We start from the raw sequence: 14890 nt of genomic DNA on the forward strand, positions 1-14890 counted from the left end.
AGGGGCTCTTATAGAGCCCCTCCGGCGATTGAGGAGGCCCGCCCGGCAGGGCTTTCGGGAAGCGGCGGGGCTGGGGACTCAACGCGTCAGCGCCGCATCAACAGACTCAGCGCATCGTCCAGATACGCACTGAACTCGCCCCCCGCAGGGGGAAGCACCCCTCGCGCCGCATGCCCAAGCTGTGCATGCCCCAGATACACCGCGTACGCCAGCAGCCCACGCCGCCGCGCCTCCTCCTCCGCAAACCCCAACTCCGCGAAGAGCCGCGCCACATACGCCACCCGCCGCTCGGACACCCTCCGCATCGCCTCGGCCACCCGCGGATGCGACGCCGTCGCAAGCAGCGCGACCTCCAGCGGATCCTCCGCCGCCGCCCGGATCGCGAAGGCGAAGAGCCGCCGGATCCGCGCCTCCGGATCGGGCTCCTCCTCGACCTCGGCGATCGTGCCCTCGGTGTTGATCTCGGCCCACCGTTCGAGCGCCGCGTCGATCAGCGCGTCCCGGTTCGCGAAGTGCCAGTAGAAGCTGCCCTTGGTGGTGCCGAGCCGGGTGGCCAGCGGCTCGACCGCGACGGCCGCGAGCCCGCCCTCCGAGATCGCCGCGAGCGCGGCATCGGCCCAGTCCTGTGCCGTCAACCTCGGCTTCCTGCCGCCCTGTTGCTCCGTCGTCCGCGTCCGCCGCTGCCGTTGCGCCATGACCATACGGTACCGTACGGTAAAACCATACGGCAGCGTATGGAGGTGCGTGATGGCCCTGATCCACAACGTCCACGAGCGCGAGATCTCCGCCCCGGCGGCCGCGGCGGGGGCACTCCTCGACCGCCTCTCGGCCGACGACGACCCGATCTTCCCGGTGCCCGCCTGGGCCCCGATGCGCTTCGACCGGCCGCTCGGCGTCGGCGCCGTCGGCGGCCACGGCCCGGTCACGTACGAAGTCACGGAGTACGAGCCGGGCCGGCGGATCCGCTTCGACGGGACCCCGCCCTGGGACGGCTACCACGAGCTGACGATCGAGCCCCTCGGCGACGGACGCTGCCGGGTGCGGCACGTCCTGGAGATGGAGTTCTCGGGCAGCCGGCGGCTCGCCTGGGCCGTCGGGATCAGGCCCGTGCACGACACGATGATCGAGGAGCTCTTCGACAACATCGAGCGGGTCACGACCGGTTCGGTCACCGATCCGGTGCGCCACTCCGCGCGCGTACGGCTGCTGCGCGCCGCCGTATGGGCCCGCCCCGAGACGGTCGCGATCCCCGAGCGCGCCCGACTGATCCGCACCGCGCTCGACCGGCCCGCCTACGAGGACGCGTACCGCATGCCGCTCCACGCCGGCCTGCCGCGCGACCCCGCCGCATGGACGGGCATCCTGCGCGACGCGTTCCCGGTCATCGCCCGGGAGGACGGCGAACTGCTCATGCGCGTGGACACGTCCGGCGTCACCGCCCGCGCCTCGATCCTCACGGACGACGACCACGTCACCCTGTGCACGGTCGCCTCGACGCAGTCCTGGCGCGGGCGCCTGTACTGGGCAGCGGTGAAGCGAGTCCACCCCTTCATGGCCCGCACCATGCTCCGCCGCACCCACCGAACCCTGTCCGGATCGGCCCCTTCAGCGGGCGAGCGGGCTCTTTCTCAAACTCCTCAATCGCCGGAGGGGTTTGATCAAAGCCCCTCCGGCGTTTGAGGAGGCCCGTCCGGCAGGACTTTCGGGAAGGGGTGGGGAGGGGCCTCTCCGCGCCGGAGGCGCAAACTACGAGAGCCCAGGCCCTCGCACGGGGATGGACGTGAACGTGGGTTCCCCCGCAGGCTCCGCGAAGAAGTCATTGCCCTTGTCGTCCACGACGACGAACGCCGGGAAGTCCTCCACCTCGATCCGCCACACCGCCTCCATCCCCAACTCCTCGTACTCCACGACCTCCACCTTCTTGATGCAGTCCTGGGCCAACCGCGCAGCGGGCCCCCCGATGGAGCCGAGATAGAACCCCCCGTGCGCACCACACGCACGCGTGACCTGCTGAGACCGATTCCCCTTCGCCAGCATCACCTTGGACCCCCCGGCCGCCTGGAACTGCTCGACGTACGAGTCCATCCGCCCCGCGGTCGTGGGCCCGAACGACCCGGACGCATACCCCTCGGGAGTCTTCGCGGGCCCCGCGTAGTACACGGGGTGGTCCTTGAGGTACTGCGGCATCTCCTCCCCCGCATCGAGCCGCTCCTTGATCTTCGCGTGCGCGATGTCCCGGGCCACCACCAGCGGCCCGGTCAGCGAGAGGCGGGTCTTGACGGGGTGCTTGGTGAGCTCGGCGAGGATCTCGTCCATCGGCCGGTTGAGATCGACCTTCACCACGCCCTCGGACTCGGAGTCGGAGTCGGAGTCGGAGTCCGCCACGAGGTGCTCGTCCGTCGTCTCCGGCAGGAACCGCGCCGGATCCGTCTCCAACTCCTCCAGGAACACCCCCTCCGCGGTGATCTTCGCGACGGCCTGCCGGTCCGCGGAGCAGGACACCGCGATCGCGACCGGGCACGACGCGCCGTGCCGCGGCAGCCGCACCACCCGCACGTCGTGGCAGAAGTACTTGCCGCCGAACTGCGCGCCGATACCGATCTTCTGAGTCAGCTCGAAGACCTTCTGCTCCAGATCCTGGTCCCGGAAGCCGTGCCCGAGCGCCGAGCCCTCGGAAGGGATCTCGTCCAGGTAGTGCGCGGAGGCGTACTTCGCGGTCTTCAGGGCGTACTCGGCGGAGGTGCCGCCGACCACGATGGCCAGGTGGTACGGGGGACAGGCCGCGGTGCCGAGCGAGCGGATCTTCTCCTCGAGGAACTTCATCATCGAGGCCTCGTTCAGTACGGCCTTCGTCTCCTGGTACAGGAACGACTTGTTGGCCGAGCCGCCGCCCTTGGCCATGATCAGGAACTTGTAGGCGTCGCCGTCCGTCGCGTACAGCTCGATCTGCGCCGGCAGATTGGAGCCGGTGTTCTTCTCGTCCCACATGGTCACGGGCGCCATCTGCGAGTACCGCAGATTCAGGTTCTGGTACGCGTCGTAGATGCCGCGCGACAGGGCCTCCTCGTCACGGCCGCTGGTCAGCACGTGCTGCCCGCGCTTGCCCATCACGATCGCCGTGCCGGTGTCCTGGCACATCGGGAGCACGCCCGCGGCCGCGATATTGGCGTTCTTCAGGAGGTCGAGTGCGACGAACTTGTCGTTGGCCGAGGCCTCCGGGTCGTCGATGATGCGGCGCAGCTGGGCGAGGTGGGCCGGGCGCAGATAGTGCTGGATGTCGTGGATGGCCTCTTCGGCGAGCTTGCGCAGCGCCTCCGGCTCCACCTTGAGGAAGGTCCGCCCGTCGGCCTCGAACGTGGAGACGCCCTCGGAGGTCACCAGGCGGTACGGCGTGGTGTCCTCTCCCGTCGGAAGCAGATCGGTGTACGCGAACTCCGGCATTTTCGGCCATTCCTCACTCGGCAGACGGCTGCACCTCCCTGGGCAGCGCCCTCCAGAGTAGAACCTCGGAAAGAGGCCTCCTCGGTGAGGTGAGACTCACCCGGAGGGCCGCCTGGACGCCGCCGCGGCCCCGTCAAGGTGGAGTGTGCTGCACCACGGATCGACGAGTGGGCACCGTCGTTCCGGCGGCTCACGCTCCGTAGCGTCCCGGACATGACACGAGCGAGCACTCCGGAACCGGTGAATCCGGCGAATGCGGCGGGCACGGCGAACCCGGCGGGCACGGCGAACCCGGCGGACGCAGCGAACTCGAAGCATCCGGCGATCAGTTCACCCCGCGGCCTCGTCCCGTTCCTGGTGATCAGCTTCGCCGGGGCCTGGATCGCCATGATCCCGCTCTGGATCGACGGCTTCCGCCGCTCGGATCCCGGCCAGGGGACGCCCCCGGTCGCGGCCGTGTGCATGATCCTGATGATGCTGGTGCCGGCCCTGACCGCGTTCGGCCTGACCGTACGCGGCAGGGGGCCGCGCGCGGCCGTACGCCTCCTCGGGCTGACCAGGGCCACGCCATGGCGGCACGAGGCCCGCTCCGCGGCGACGGCCCTCGCGATCCCGCTCGCCCTCACGGCCGCCGGCCTGGCTCTGGCCACGGCCGTCGGCTGGTACGCCCCCGCGCATCCGCCCGGCCCCGGCACGCTGCTGCCGCTCGCACTGAGTGCGCTGGTGTCCCTGCCCCTGTACTTCGGCGAAGAGCTGGGCTGGCAGGGCTACTTGCTGCCGCGGTTACTGCATCTCGGCAGGACCCGCGCCCTGCTGACCGGGGGCGCCGTATGGGGCGCCTGGCACGTGCCGATGACCGCACTCGGCGGAAGCTACCCGGGCCGTTCCCCGCTCCTGGGCGTCCCCGTCGCCGTGCTGACGGCCACGCTCCTCGGCACCGTGATCGCCGCGGTCCGGCTGTCCACCGGATCGGTGTGGGCGGCCGTCGCGGCGCACCTCTCGCTCAACGAGTTCGCGTTGCCGCTGACCGGCGACATCTCGGGCCCGGTCGTCGACCCGCTGCTGGCCGGCCCGCTGAGCATCACGACCTGGCCGGCGAGCGCCCTGGCCGTACTGGCCATCTGGCTCGCGAACCGGCGACGCGGCGCGACCACTCCCCGTACGGACCTCTGATCGGTACGGGCCGTTCTCCGTACGGACCTCTGATCCGTACGGGCCGTACGGGCCCCTGAAGGGGACCCCTGGAAGGAGCATCCCTAAGGGGAACCTCAGGGCTCCTCCCTCTGGTCGCGATCTATCGCGTTTCGGTACGCTGAATTCGTGGACCTCGAAAAGCGACCAGAGAAGCCCGAAGCCCCCTCCCCGAGGCCTGCCGCCGGGCCCGTCGCGGAGGCGGATCTGCGTGCTTCCGACGCGGACCGCGACCGCTTCGCGGACATCCTGCGCGACGCCATGGCCGAGGGACGCCTCACCTCCGAGGAGTTCACGGACCGCATCGAGGGCGTGTACCGCGCCAAGACGGTCGGCGAACTCGAGCCGCTGGTGCGGGACTTGCCGGCCGCCCGGACCGGCGCGTCCGCCGCCCCGGACCCCTCGCCGTACCGCCCCGCACCCATCCCGGACGAGCCCGACGAGAACTTGGTCGCGGTCTTCAGCAGCAGTACGCGCAAGGGGCGTTGGCGCGTCGGCCGCCGCACCCACGCGTACTCGATCTTCGGGAACATCGAGATCGACCTCACCGAAGCCGTCTTCGAGCACCAGCAGGTCCTGGTCAAATGCTTCTCGATCTTCGGGAACGTCGAGATCACCGTCCCGGAGAACATCACGCTCAAGGGCAGCGGCAGCGGAGTCTTCGGCAATTTCGAGGTGGAGAGCCTGGAGGCGCCGGATGCGAACGCCCCGCGCGTGGTGATCGACGGCTACTCCGTCTTCGGGAACATCGAGGCGAAGCCCAAGCGCGGCAAGCTCGTCACCGATCTCCACAAATACGTCGGCAAATACGTCGACAAGCATCTGCGCAAGCATCACGGCTGAGGGCTGACGGTCGACCGACGGCCGACAGGCAGTCCACCGGAGTCCGGCGGGGGCTGACGGCGGCGCACCGGGGGGCGCACGCGGGGGCATGAGTCTGAACTTCCGTTCATCGGAACTCAGTGCATAGGCACGCGTACAGCGGGTAGGCCTTGCTGCATCGTCACCCCGCCGCGAAGCCGTCGTCAGGAGTAGGCCGTGCTGCAAACGCCGCATCAGTCCCTGCAGGTCGCCGCAGTTCCGACTCAGCGGGCAGCTGCGATCCCCAGTCAGCGGCGGCCCGCGCGAGATCAGGATGCTCCCTGGCACACCGAGGCCGTCTGCCGGCGGGACGAGGCCGGCCTCTTCTTCGCACCGTCCAAGGAGCCCACGGCGGCCAGGCTCTCCCGAGAGGACGCCGCGAAGCGGGTCTGCGGAGGCTGTCCGGTGATGGCCGAGTGCCGCGAGCACGCCCTCCTGCAGCCCGAGCCGTACGGCGTGTGGGGCGGACTCACCGCCGCCGAGCGCCGCGTGGTCCTGGCCCGGCGCCGGCGCCGTGACCTGGAGCGCCAGCAGAGCACTCGCGCGACGGACCACATCGCAGCGGCCGGCTGACCGCCGCCACCCCGGCTCGGACACGGATGAGGGCGCCCCTCCGTACAAGGGGCGCCCTCTCAACGCGCGGGCCCACCACGCGCGCTGTCCTTCTGTACGTGCGCGGCCGGCCTGATGTTCAACGGCCATGGCTCGAAGTACGGGACCGGGCCGGCCACTTGGGCGCGGCGGACCCGTACTGCGCGGCCGCGCGGCCTACTTGGCCCGGTCGAAGTCGATCGCGCTGTAGGCCCGCAGCTTCTCCAGCTTGTGGGTCGAGTCGATCTGCCGGATCGTGCCGGACTTCGAACGCATCACCAGGGACTGGGTGGTCGCCGTCTCCGCGCGGTAGCGCACGCCCCGGAGCAGCTCGCCGTCCGTGATGCCGGTGGCCACGAAGAAGACGTTGTCCCCGGAGACCAGATCGTGCGTCGACAGGACCCGGTCCAGATCGTGGCCCGCATCGAGGGCGCGCTGCTTCTCCGCCTCGTCCTTGGGCCAGAGCTTGCCCTGGATCACGCCGCCCAGACACTTGATCGCGCAGGCGCTGATGATGCCCTCGGGGGTGCCGCCGATCCCCATGAGCAGGTCCACGCCGGTGCCCTCGCGCACCGCCATGATCGAGCCCGCGACGTCGCCGTCGGAGATGAACTTGATCCGGGCGCCCGTCTCCCGGATCTCCTTGACGATGCCGTCGTGCCGAGGCCGGTCGAGGATCATCACGGTGACGTCCTCGGGCGCCGAACGCTTGGCCTTGGCCACCCGGCGGATGTTCACCGACGCCGGGGCGTTGATGTCCACGTAGTCAGCGGCCTCCGGGCCGGTGACCAGCTTGTCCATGTAGAAGACGGCGGACGGGTCGAACATCGCGCCGCGGTCGGCCGCCGCGAGTACCGCGATCGCGTTCGGCATGCCGCGGGCCGTCAGCGTCGTCCCGTCGATCGGGTCGACCGCGATGTCGCACTCGGCTCCGGTGCCGTCGCCGATCCGCTCCCCGTTGAAGAGCATCGGGGCCTCGTCCTTCTCGCCCTCCCCGATGACCACGACGCCGTTCATCGACACGGTGCCCACCAGGGTCCGCATCGCGCGTACCGCCGCACCGTCGGCGCCGTTCTTCTCGCCGCGGCCGACCCAGCGGCCCGCGGCCATCGCGGCGGCCTCGGTCACGCGCACCAGTTCGAGAGCCAGGTTGCGATCGGGAGCCTCGGGAGAGACCTCCAGGGCGGACGGGAGATGATGCTCGGTCATCAGAGCGCACCTTTCTGATACGAGAAAAACCTGCGCCCGGAGGGGTCCCCGTGAGGGTCGTGTGATGGGCGGCGGCCGGTTGAGGGTTTGCCACGTGACTCTATCGCCAAGCCGACAATTTGAGCAGAGGGCCCCACGCATGAGCGGAGCACGCACCTGCGACGATAGGGGGCGTGGCAGGTATGAAAGGCAAGCAGACCGTCCGGGACATGATTCTCTCCCTGGCGGTGATCGGGTTGGTCGTGGCCGTCATCTACGTCTTCGTCCCGCATGACGAGGACGAGGAGCCGGTGCAGGCGGTGGACTACACCGTCGAGCTGTCCACGGCCCGGCGCGCGGCTGCGTATCCGGTGCTCGCGCCCGACGGGCTCTCGGAGAAGTGGAAGGCGACCTCCGTCCGGTACAAGGGCGAGGAGGGCGACCACTGGCACCTCGGTTTCCACGCGCCGAACGGCCAGTACGCCGCCGTCGAGCAGTCGACGCGGACCCCGCGCAAGTTCGTCGAGGAGGTCACCCAGGGCGCCCGCGCGACCTCGGTGACCCAGGAGATCGGCGGCGACACCTGGAAGCGGTACCAGGGCTCCCCGTACGACGCCCTGGTGCGCGAGGACAAGGGATCCACCACGGTGGTCACGGGCTCCGGTTCGATCGGCATCCTCACCAAGCTCGCGGGCGCGCTCAGCGAATCCTGAGGGCCGCCGCATCGGGTCCTGAGGGCCGAAGCACGGAGAAGACCCCCGGCTGCTGCCGGGGGTCTTCTCCGTTGTTCGGTGGGTGCGCGTGAGCGTCAGACGGTGGTGACGACCTCGTCGTACGACAGCCGGGGCGAGCGCGGGAACCAGGCGTCCTCGCCCGGCCTGCCGATGTTCACCACCATCAGGGGCGTGTGGTCGTCGTCCAGGAACTCCTTCTGCAGGCCCGCGAAGTCCACGCCGGTCATCGGGCCCGCGGCCAGGCCGGCGGCGCGGACGCCGATGATGAAGTACGCGGCCTGCAGGCTGCCGTTCAGCGCGGCGGCCTGCTCGCGGACGGGGCGCTGCGCGAAGTACGCGTCCTTGATGCCGGGGGCGTGCGGAAGCAGTTGCGGCAGCTCCTCATGGAACTCGTTGTCCGTGGAGAGGATCGCGACCAGCGGCGCGGTGGCGGTCTTCGGGCGGTTGCCCTCGGCCATGTGCTGGACGAGGCGCTCGCGGGCCTCGGGGGAGCGGACCAGGGTGACCCGCAGCGGGCTCTGGTTGAAGGCGGTCGGCCCGTACTTGACGAGGTCGTAGATCGCCTGGACCTGCTCGTCGGTCACCGGCTCGTCGGAGAACGTGTTGGCCGTACGGGCCTCACGGAACAGCAGGTCCTGGGCGGCGGCATCAAGAACGAGGGACATACGTGGGGGAACCTTCTCGCGAGGGTCGGGATTGGGGGCAGCGGGCCGGAGCCCTTCACGGCATGACGGTACGCGGCTTACGTTTAAGATTCAATCAAAAACGGAGTGCGGTGATCCACTTCACAGGGCTCCAGGAGCCGGAAACTCAGTCCTGACCGGCGTCGGCCTCGGCCGCGTCGCCGCTCGGGTCCGTGTCCTCGCCGTCCTCGCCGTCCTCGTCCGTCGCGTCCTCCGCGGAGGCGAGCGCGGCGTCGAGACGGGCGCGGGCGCCGTCCAGCCAGCGGCGGCAGACCTTGGCCAGCTCCTCGCCCCGCTCCCACAGGGCGAGCGACTCCTCGAGCGTCGTCCCGCCCGCCTCGAGCCGGCGGACCACCTCGATCAGTTCGTCGCGCGCCTGCTCGTACCCGAGCGCGATCTCCTCGGTCGTCGTGGTCATGGGCTCCAGCCTAGGTCGGGGGTACGACAGCGGCGTTGCCGCCGTATGAAATGGGTGCGGTGGGTGAAAAGCGGTGGGTGACAACGGTGCGGTGGGCAGAGCTCAGTCGGCCGGCGGCCGCTCGTCGACCCGGACGGTGAACTCGCCGTCGGCGACCCGCGCGCGCAGCACCTCGTCCGCCGCGACCTCGTCCGGTGCCCGTACCGCATGGCCGTCGGACCGCTGCAGCACCGCGTACCCACGGTGCAGGGTCGCGGCGGGGGAGAGGGCCACCACGCGCGCGTGGGTGTGCGACAACTCCGAGTCGGCGCGGTCCAGTAGGTGGCCGAGTGTGCGGCGGGCCCGGTCCACAAGGGCCTCGACCTGCTCCTCGCGCGCGTCGAGCATGCGGTGCGGGTGCGCCATCGACGGCCGCGACATCGCCACCTCCAGGCCGTGCTCCTCGCGCTCGAGCTTGCCCGTCAGGGCCCGTCGCGCCCGGTCCTGCAGCATCCGCACGCGGTCGTACTCCTCGCCCACGTCCGGTACGACCTTCTTGGCCGCGTCCGTGGGTGTGGATGCGCGCAGGTCCGCGACCAGGTCGAGCAGCGGGGAGTCCGGCTCGTGCCCGATCGCCGACACCACCGGCGTACGGCACTCGGACACGACCCGGATCAACTGCTCGTCGGAGAACGGCAGCAGGTCCTCCACGCTGCCGCCGCCGCGCGCCACCACGATGACGTCCACCTCGTCGAGCGCGTCGAGCTCCTTGACGGCCTGCACCACCTGCGGCACGGCGTGCACGCCCTGCACGGCGACATTGCGGACCTCGAAGCGGACGGCCGGCCAGCGGTGCCGGGCATTCTCCAGGACGTCGCGCTCGGCCGCCGAGGCGCGCCCGCAGACCAGGCCGATCAGCTGCGGCAGGAACGGCAGCGGCCGCTTGCGGTCCGCCGCGAACAGCCCCTGGGCGGTCAGCGCCTTCTTCAACTGCTCGAGCCGGACCAGGAGTTCACCCATGCCCACCGGCCGTATCTCGGTGGCCCGCAGGGAGAGCTGGCCGCGCGGCGCGTACCACTCGGGCTTGGCGAGCACGACCACGCGCGCGCCCTCCGCGACCACATCGGCGACGGCGTCGAAGACCCGGCGGTAACAGGTGACGCTCACCGAGATGTCGTGCGAGGGGTCCCGCAGCGTCATGAACACCACGCCCGCGCCCGGGCGCCGGGACAGCTGGGTGATCTGCCCCTCGACCCATACGGCACCGAGCCGCGCGATCCACCCCCCGATGAGCCGCGACACCTCACCGACGGGGATCGGCGCCTCGGCGGACGTCTGCATAGCCATGGGAGGGAGCCTAATGGCGGGCACCGACAGTCAGCGGGCACCGCTGCACGGTGACCGTCTCCAGGACGTACCGGAACACGAGATACCGCCCCTCCCGCGCGTGGGAGGGGCGGTATTGGGAGGTGCGGCATCAGGACGGCTGCTACGGGCCGCCACCCGGCGCGATCACCGCTGGTTCGGCAGCTCCCCACACGTCGACCCGGTCTCCTCGCCGGAGAGCCGCGCCTTCAGCCAGGAGATCGCCTTCCCCTGGTCGGTGAGCAGCGGCGCCACATGGTTCGTGACGAGCTTGTCGCCCAGGTTCGGCAGCGCGATCGGTGTGTAGGTGACGTTCGCGCCCTTCTCGCACCAGTCGACGGCCAGTTGGCGTGCCTGCCCGTGCGGGACGATGTCGTCCTGGACGCCCGTCGCGACGCGCACCGGCACGGCCGGCTTCACCTTGCCGATCCGCTGCTCGTCGAGCACCGCCTGCACCGCGGGCTCCTCCGTGACGACCTCGGACATCGACTTGCCGTCCGCCGTCCACTTGGAGCTCTTGGCGAAGCCGTAGCCGAAGAGCGCGTCGCCGACACACATCGTCGACAGGTCCTCGAGTGCGTCCCGGCCCGCGTCGTTGATGCGCCGGTCGGCGACCTCCTCGAGGCTCGGGTCGGACTGCAGGAAGCCGTTGAGCGACCAGCCGAGCGCACCGGCCAGGCCGCTCCCGTCGATCCCCTTGATCACCTCGGTCAGGTCGGCCGGCGGAGCGCCGACGTACGCACCCGTCAGCGGCACATCGGGCGCGTACGAGGGCTGCAGTTCGGCCGCGGACCCGCTGGCGCCGCCGCCCTGGCTGTAGCCGTAGAACGCCACGCGCGAGTCCGCCGTCACCGAGGCGCCCGGGACCGAGCGGGCGGCGCGGGCGGCGTCCAGGAGAGCGTGGCCGCCGTCCACGCGGTTGACGTACGTGTGCAGACGGTCGGTGGCGCCGAGGCCCACGTAGTCCGTCACGACGACCGCCGCTCCGGAGGAGAGCAGCCGGTAGACCGCCAGATCCTCGTAACCGACCGACACCGTACGGCCGTTGAAGCTGATCGGGTGCTCGAGGCCGAGCGAGGCGGAGCACTGGTCGCCCTGCCCCATGGTGCCGGGTGCGAGCGCCACCAGCGGGCGCGGTCCCTCGCCCTTCCAGTCCGCCTTGGGCTCGATGTACGCACCGGTGACGGCCACCGGGCTGTCGTTGGAGTCCGTGGACTTGTACATCAGGCGGGTGGCCTTGCCGGGGAACGGGCCGCCGATTCCCGGCAGGCTCAGGGCCAGCGGCAGGGGCTCGGTGCGGACCAGGTCGCCGTTGTCTGCGGGCAGTTCGGCGGGCGGGTCGTAGAACGCCGGGATCTCCACACCCCGGGACTCCTCGGCCGACGCCGGTGCGGACAGGGACAGCGTGCCGAGGCAGAGGGCGGCCACCACGGCTGCGGCCAGGGCGCGGGCGCGGGTGCGGCCGTCGGTGTGGCTGTGCGGCGCGGTGGGGGGCAGCGCCGTGCCGGCTCTGTGGTGCGGGGGTGCCAGGTGCGTCATGCGTGGACGTTTCACGCGGCTCACTCCTCAGGGCGTGGGGCCGGGCGGCAAGCCGTCCCGTCGGCTTACCACCCGGTAACTGACCGAAGAGTAAGGTTGGGTGTTACCCGGTGTAAACCCTCGCGACGCGGGGCGTGTTGCGGGGGCGCCCGGGCGCGCAGGGAGCGCCCGGGGGTGCCGGTCGGCGCCCGGCGGCGCCCGTCAGTCCGCCGCCACCCGCCGCCCCCGCTGCGCGAGCAGCACCAGCAGACCCACCACGAACCAGATCGCCCCCACGATCTGCGCCGTACGCGACGCCTCCACGATCACCGCGATCGTCACCGCCGCACCGACCACCGGCACCAGCACATGCCGCCACCAGCTCACCGGACCTCCCCGCCGGCGCACCGCGAACCAGGACACCACGCTCGCGTGCAGCAGCGTGAACGCGGTCAGCGCACCGATGTCCACCACCGAGACGAGATGGTCCATCCCGTCGTCCCGTCGCGCCGCCCACACCGCGGCCACCATCGTCACCACCGCCGCGAGCAGGATCGCGGACCGCGGCACACCGTCCCCCGTACGGGCCAGGAACCGCGGCAGCCGCCGCTCCCGCGCCATCGCGAACAGCAGCCTGCTCGCCGCGGCCTGCCCGGCCAGCGCGGCGAACGCCGCACCGATCGCCTTGCTCACCGCCACCAGATCGTGCAGCCAGGTCCCGACCGCCACGTCCACCGCGTCGTAGAACGCCGAGCCCTGCTTGCCCGGTTCGGCCGCGAGCTGCGCCGACGTCGTCGGCTCGAGCAGTGCCACCAGATACGTCTGCACCACGAACAGCGAACCCGCCATGGCCAGGCAGAACAGCACCGCACGCGCCACCTTCTTCGACCCGCCCGTGACCTCCTCGGCGAACGAGGCGATCGCGTCGAACCCCAGATACGACAGCACCGCGACGGACACCGCCCCGAGCACCGCGGTGATCGCGAAATCGCCGTCCCCGGTGAGCGGCGACAGCCACGCGCGCGTGGCACCGTCCTGTACGAGGACCACCACCGCGGCCACCACGAACACCAGGAGGACCGCGATCTCCATCGCCAGGATCGCGAACCCGACGCGCGCCGCCGCGCGCACGCCCCACAGGTTCAGCGCCGTGGTCACGAGCACCGCGATCGCCGTCCACACCCACTGGGACACTTCCGGCACCAGCTCGTGCATGGCGATCCCGGAGAACAGATACGCCACCGCCGGGATCAGCACGTAGTCCAGCATCGCCATCCAGCCGGCGACGAATCCGGGCCCTTCACCGAGCGCCACGCGCGCGTACGTGAAGACCGAGCCCGCCCTGGGGGCCACCTGCACCATCTGGGCGTAGCTGTACGCCGTGAAAGCCATGGCCAGGGTGGCCACGATGTACACGAGGGCGACGGCGCCGTGCGACTTCGCGTCCAGCGTCCCGTAGACACCGACCGGGGCCATCGGGGCGATGAACAGCAGCCCGTAGACGACGAGATCCCGGAAGGTCAGCGTCCGCCGCAGCGTCTCCTGCCCGGCAGCGGCGCCGGTCGCGGGNAAGGTCAGCGTCCGCCGCAGCGTCTCCTGCCCGGCAGCGGCGCCGGTCGCGGGTCCTGGACCCGCCCCCGTACCGCCTCCGGAGCCGTCGTCCCCCGACACGGGCGGGGACTGGTCGTCACCGGACATCGCGCGCCTCCATCGCCTGCTCGGCATCGTGGCCGTGCACCTGCTCGGCATCGTGGCCGTGGTCTCGGCCGACGCCTTGCTCTTCGGCCGGGGGCCAGTCTTGCAAGGCGGGGGCCTTTGACCTGTTGGGCGCGCCCTTACGATGGGGGACATGACTGCTACTGCCGCCCGCCGTGTCCTGCTCGCCGCCCCGCGCGGCTACTGCGCGGGCGTGGACCGCGCCGTGATCGCCGTCGAGAAGGCCCTGGAGCAGTACGGCGCGCCGATCTACGTCCGCCACGAGATCGTCCACAACAAGTACGTCGTGCAGACCCTGGAGAAGAAGGGCGCCATCTTCGTCGAGGAGACCGCGGAGGTCCCCGAGGGGTCGATCGTGATGTTCTCGGCGCACGGTGTCGCGCCGGTCGTGCACGAGGAGGCGGCCGAGCGCCGGCTCGCCACTATCGACGCCACCTGCCCGCTCGTCACCAAGGTCCACAAGGAAGCCGTCCGGTTCGCCCAGGAGGAGTACGACATCCTCCTCATCGGACACGAGGGGCACGAGGAGGTCATCGGCACCTCCGGGGAGGCCCCCGACCACATCACCCTCGTCGACGGCCCCAAGGACGTCGAGAACGTCGAGGTGCGTGACGACTCCAAGGTCGTCTGGCTCTCCCAGACCACGCTCTCCGTCGACGAGACCATGGAGACGGTGGACGCCCTCAAGGAGAAGTTCCCGAACCTGATCAGCCCGCCGAGCGACGACATCTGCTACGCCACGCAGAACCGCCAGCTGGCCGTCAAACAGATGGGCGCCGAGTCCGACCTCGTCATCGTCGTCGGCTCCCGCAACTCCTCGAACTCCGTGCGACTCGTCGAGGTCGCCGTCAACGCCGGTGCGCAGGCCGCGTACCTGGTCGACTTCGCCGACGAGATCGAGGAGGCCTGGCTGGAGGGCGTCTCGACGGTCGGCGTCACCTCGGGCGCCTCCGTACCGGACGTCCTGGTCGACGGCGTACTGGAATGGCTCGCCCAGCGCGGTTTCGAGGACGTCGAGACGGTGAAGGCCGCGGAGGAGTCGATCACCTTCTCGCTGCCCAAGGAGCTCCGCCGCGACCTGCGCGCGGAGGCATCCGCGCTCACCGAGCAGGGGGTTGCCGAGCAGAGGACCACCGAGCAGGGGGCCGCGGGCGAGTCCGCCTCCCGCGACTGACTGCCGGTCGCCCGCCGGTCTTTCGACTGCC

14 protein-coding genes are annotated in these 14890 nt (G+C 70.7%); 6 read left to right on the forward strand and 8 right to left on the reverse strand.

All coding sequences use genetic code 11. The features are described 5' to 3' along the window. Window positions 1-86: 86 nt before the first annotated feature. Window positions 87-695 (reverse strand): TetR/AcrR family transcriptional regulator, encoded by a 609-nt coding sequence (locus DY218_RS20870; RefSeq protein WP_128557633.1) that lies wholly within the window; start codon window positions 693-695, stop codon window positions 87-89. A gap of 52 nt (window positions 696-747) precedes the next feature. On the opposite strand from DY218_RS20870, the gene DY218_RS20875 reads away from it, so the two are divergent. Further along, on the forward strand, window positions 748-1680 hold the full coding sequence (locus DY218_RS20875; RefSeq protein ID WP_128557634.1) for a DUF2867 domain-containing protein: 933 nt from the start codon (window positions 748-750) through the stop codon (window positions 1678-1680). A gap of 66 nt (window positions 1681-1746) precedes the next feature. On the opposite strand, the gene DY218_RS20880 is transcribed toward DY218_RS20875, so the two are convergent. After that, window positions 1747-3441 (reverse strand): fumarate hydratase, encoded by a 1695-nt coding sequence (locus DY218_RS20880; RefSeq protein ID WP_128557635.1) that lies wholly within the window; start codon window positions 3439-3441, stop codon window positions 1747-1749. A 213-nt stretch (window positions 3442-3654) separates the two neighbouring features. On the opposite strand from DY218_RS20880, the gene DY218_RS20885 reads away from it, so the two are divergent. From DY218_RS20885 to DY218_RS20895, 3 genes are all read left to right on the forward strand, one after another. After that, window positions 3655-4614, forward strand: coding sequence for a CPBP family intramembrane glutamic endopeptidase (locus tag DY218_RS20885; protein WP_128557636.1), 960 nt, complete (start codon window positions 3655-3657; stop codon window positions 4612-4614). A gap of 147 nt (window positions 4615-4761) precedes the next feature. Then, the gene (locus DY218_RS20890; RefSeq protein WP_128557637.1) at window positions 4762-5475 is read left to right on the forward strand and encodes a DUF1707 SHOCT-like domain-containing protein; all 714 of its coding nucleotides are present in this window, start codon (window positions 4762-4764) and stop codon (window positions 5473-5475) included. Window positions 5476-5670: 195 nt separating this feature from the next. After that, on the forward strand, window positions 5671-6066 hold the full coding sequence (locus DY218_RS20895) for a WhiB family transcriptional regulator (RefSeq protein ID WP_128557638.1): 396 nt from the start codon (window positions 5671-5673) through the stop codon (window positions 6064-6066). A gap of 195 nt (window positions 6067-6261) precedes the next feature. On the opposite strand, the gene glpX is transcribed toward DY218_RS20895, so the two are convergent. Next, window positions 6262-7293, reverse strand: a complete 1032-nt coding sequence (gene glpX / locus DY218_RS20900) for a class II fructose-bisphosphatase (RefSeq protein ID WP_128557639.1) — start codon at window positions 7291-7293, stop codon at window positions 6262-6264. 182 nt (window positions 7294-7475) lie between these two features. Here glpX and DY218_RS20905 point away from each other — a divergent pair, with 182 nt between their 5' ends. After that, window positions 7476-7985, forward strand: coding sequence for a DUF4245 domain-containing protein (locus DY218_RS20905; protein WP_128557651.1), 510 nt, complete (start codon window positions 7476-7478; stop codon window positions 7983-7985). A 95-nt stretch (window positions 7986-8080) separates the two neighbouring features. Here DY218_RS20905 and DY218_RS20910 read toward each other — a convergent pair whose 3' ends face one another. The 5 genes from DY218_RS20910 to DY218_RS20930 form a co-directional block, all read right to left on the reverse strand. After that, on the reverse strand, window positions 8081-8671 hold the full coding sequence (locus DY218_RS20910) for a malonic semialdehyde reductase (protein WP_128557640.1): 591 nt from the start codon (window positions 8669-8671) through the stop codon (window positions 8081-8083). 145 nt (window positions 8672-8816) lie between these two features. After that, window positions 8817-9107, reverse strand: coding sequence for an exodeoxyribonuclease VII small subunit (locus DY218_RS20915; protein WP_128557641.1), 291 nt, complete (start codon window positions 9105-9107; stop codon window positions 8817-8819). A 102-nt stretch (window positions 9108-9209) separates the two neighbouring features. Next, a complete protein-coding gene (gene xseA, locus DY218_RS20920) occupies window positions 9210-10433 on the reverse strand; it encodes an exodeoxyribonuclease VII large subunit (protein WP_128557642.1) in 1224 nt (407 codons plus the stop codon). Between the two features lie 165 nt (window positions 10434-10598). Beyond that, window positions 10599-12005, reverse strand: a complete 1407-nt coding sequence (locus DY218_RS20925) for a lipase family protein (protein WP_233521740.1) — start codon at window positions 12003-12005, stop codon at window positions 10599-10601. A gap of 186 nt (window positions 12006-12191) precedes the next feature. Then, window positions 12192-13505, reverse strand: coding sequence for an APC family permease (locus DY218_RS20930; protein ID WP_233521751.1), 1314 nt, complete (start codon window positions 13503-13505; stop codon window positions 12192-12194). A gap of 304 nt (window positions 13506-13809) precedes the next feature. Here DY218_RS20930 and DY218_RS20935 point away from each other — a divergent pair, with 304 nt between their 5' ends. Next, on the forward strand, window positions 13810-14859 hold the full coding sequence (locus DY218_RS20935) for a 4-hydroxy-3-methylbut-2-enyl diphosphate reductase (protein ID WP_407703667.1): 1050 nt from the start codon (window positions 13810-13812) through the stop codon (window positions 14857-14859). Window positions 14860-14890: the final 31 nt, after the last annotated feature.

The sequence above is a fragment of the Streptomyces triticagri genome (assembly GCF_003429565.1).
Classification (GTDB): Bacteria; Actinomycetota; Actinomycetes; order Streptomycetales; family Streptomycetaceae; genus Streptomyces; species Streptomyces triticagri.

Excerpts from the sequence above, each read along its gene's own strand:
- DY218_RS20875 (WP_128557634.1), top strand. The coding sequence starts at position 748 with ATGGCCCTGATCCACAACGTCCACGAGCGCGAGATCTCCGCCCCGGCG.
- DY218_RS20905 (WP_128557651.1), top strand. The coding sequence starts at position 7,476 with ATGAAAGGCAAGCAGACCGTCCGGGACATGATTCTCTCCCTGGCGGTG.
- DY218_RS20915 (WP_128557641.1), bottom strand. The coding sequence starts at position 9,107 with ATGACCACGACGACCGAGGAGATCGCGCTCGGGTACGAGCAGGCGCGC.
- DY218_RS20870 (WP_128557633.1), bottom strand. The coding sequence starts at position 695 with ATGGCGCAACGGCAGCGGCGGACGCGGACGACGGAGCAACAGGGCGGC.
- DY218_RS20910 (WP_128557640.1), bottom strand. The coding sequence starts at position 8,671 with ATGTCCCTCGTTCTTGATGCCGCCGCCCAGGACCTGCTGTTCCGTGAG.
- xseA (WP_128557642.1), bottom strand. The coding sequence starts at position 10,433 with ATGGCTATGCAGACGTCCGCCGAGGCGCCGATCCCCGTCGGTGAGGTG.
- DY218_RS20935 (WP_407703667.1), top strand. The coding sequence starts at position 13,810 with ATGGGGGACATGACTGCTACTGCCGCCCGCCGTGTCCTGCTCGCCGCC.
- glpX (WP_128557639.1), bottom strand. The coding sequence starts at position 7,293 with ATGACCGAGCATCATCTCCCGTCCGCCCTGGAGGTCTCTCCCGAGGCT.
- DY218_RS20880 (WP_128557635.1), bottom strand. The coding sequence starts at position 3,441 with ATGCCGGAGTTCGCGTACACCGATCTGCTTCCGACGGGAGAGGACACC.
- DY218_RS20885 (WP_128557636.1), top strand. The coding sequence starts at position 3,655 with ATGACACGAGCGAGCACTCCGGAACCGGTGAATCCGGCGAATGCGGCG.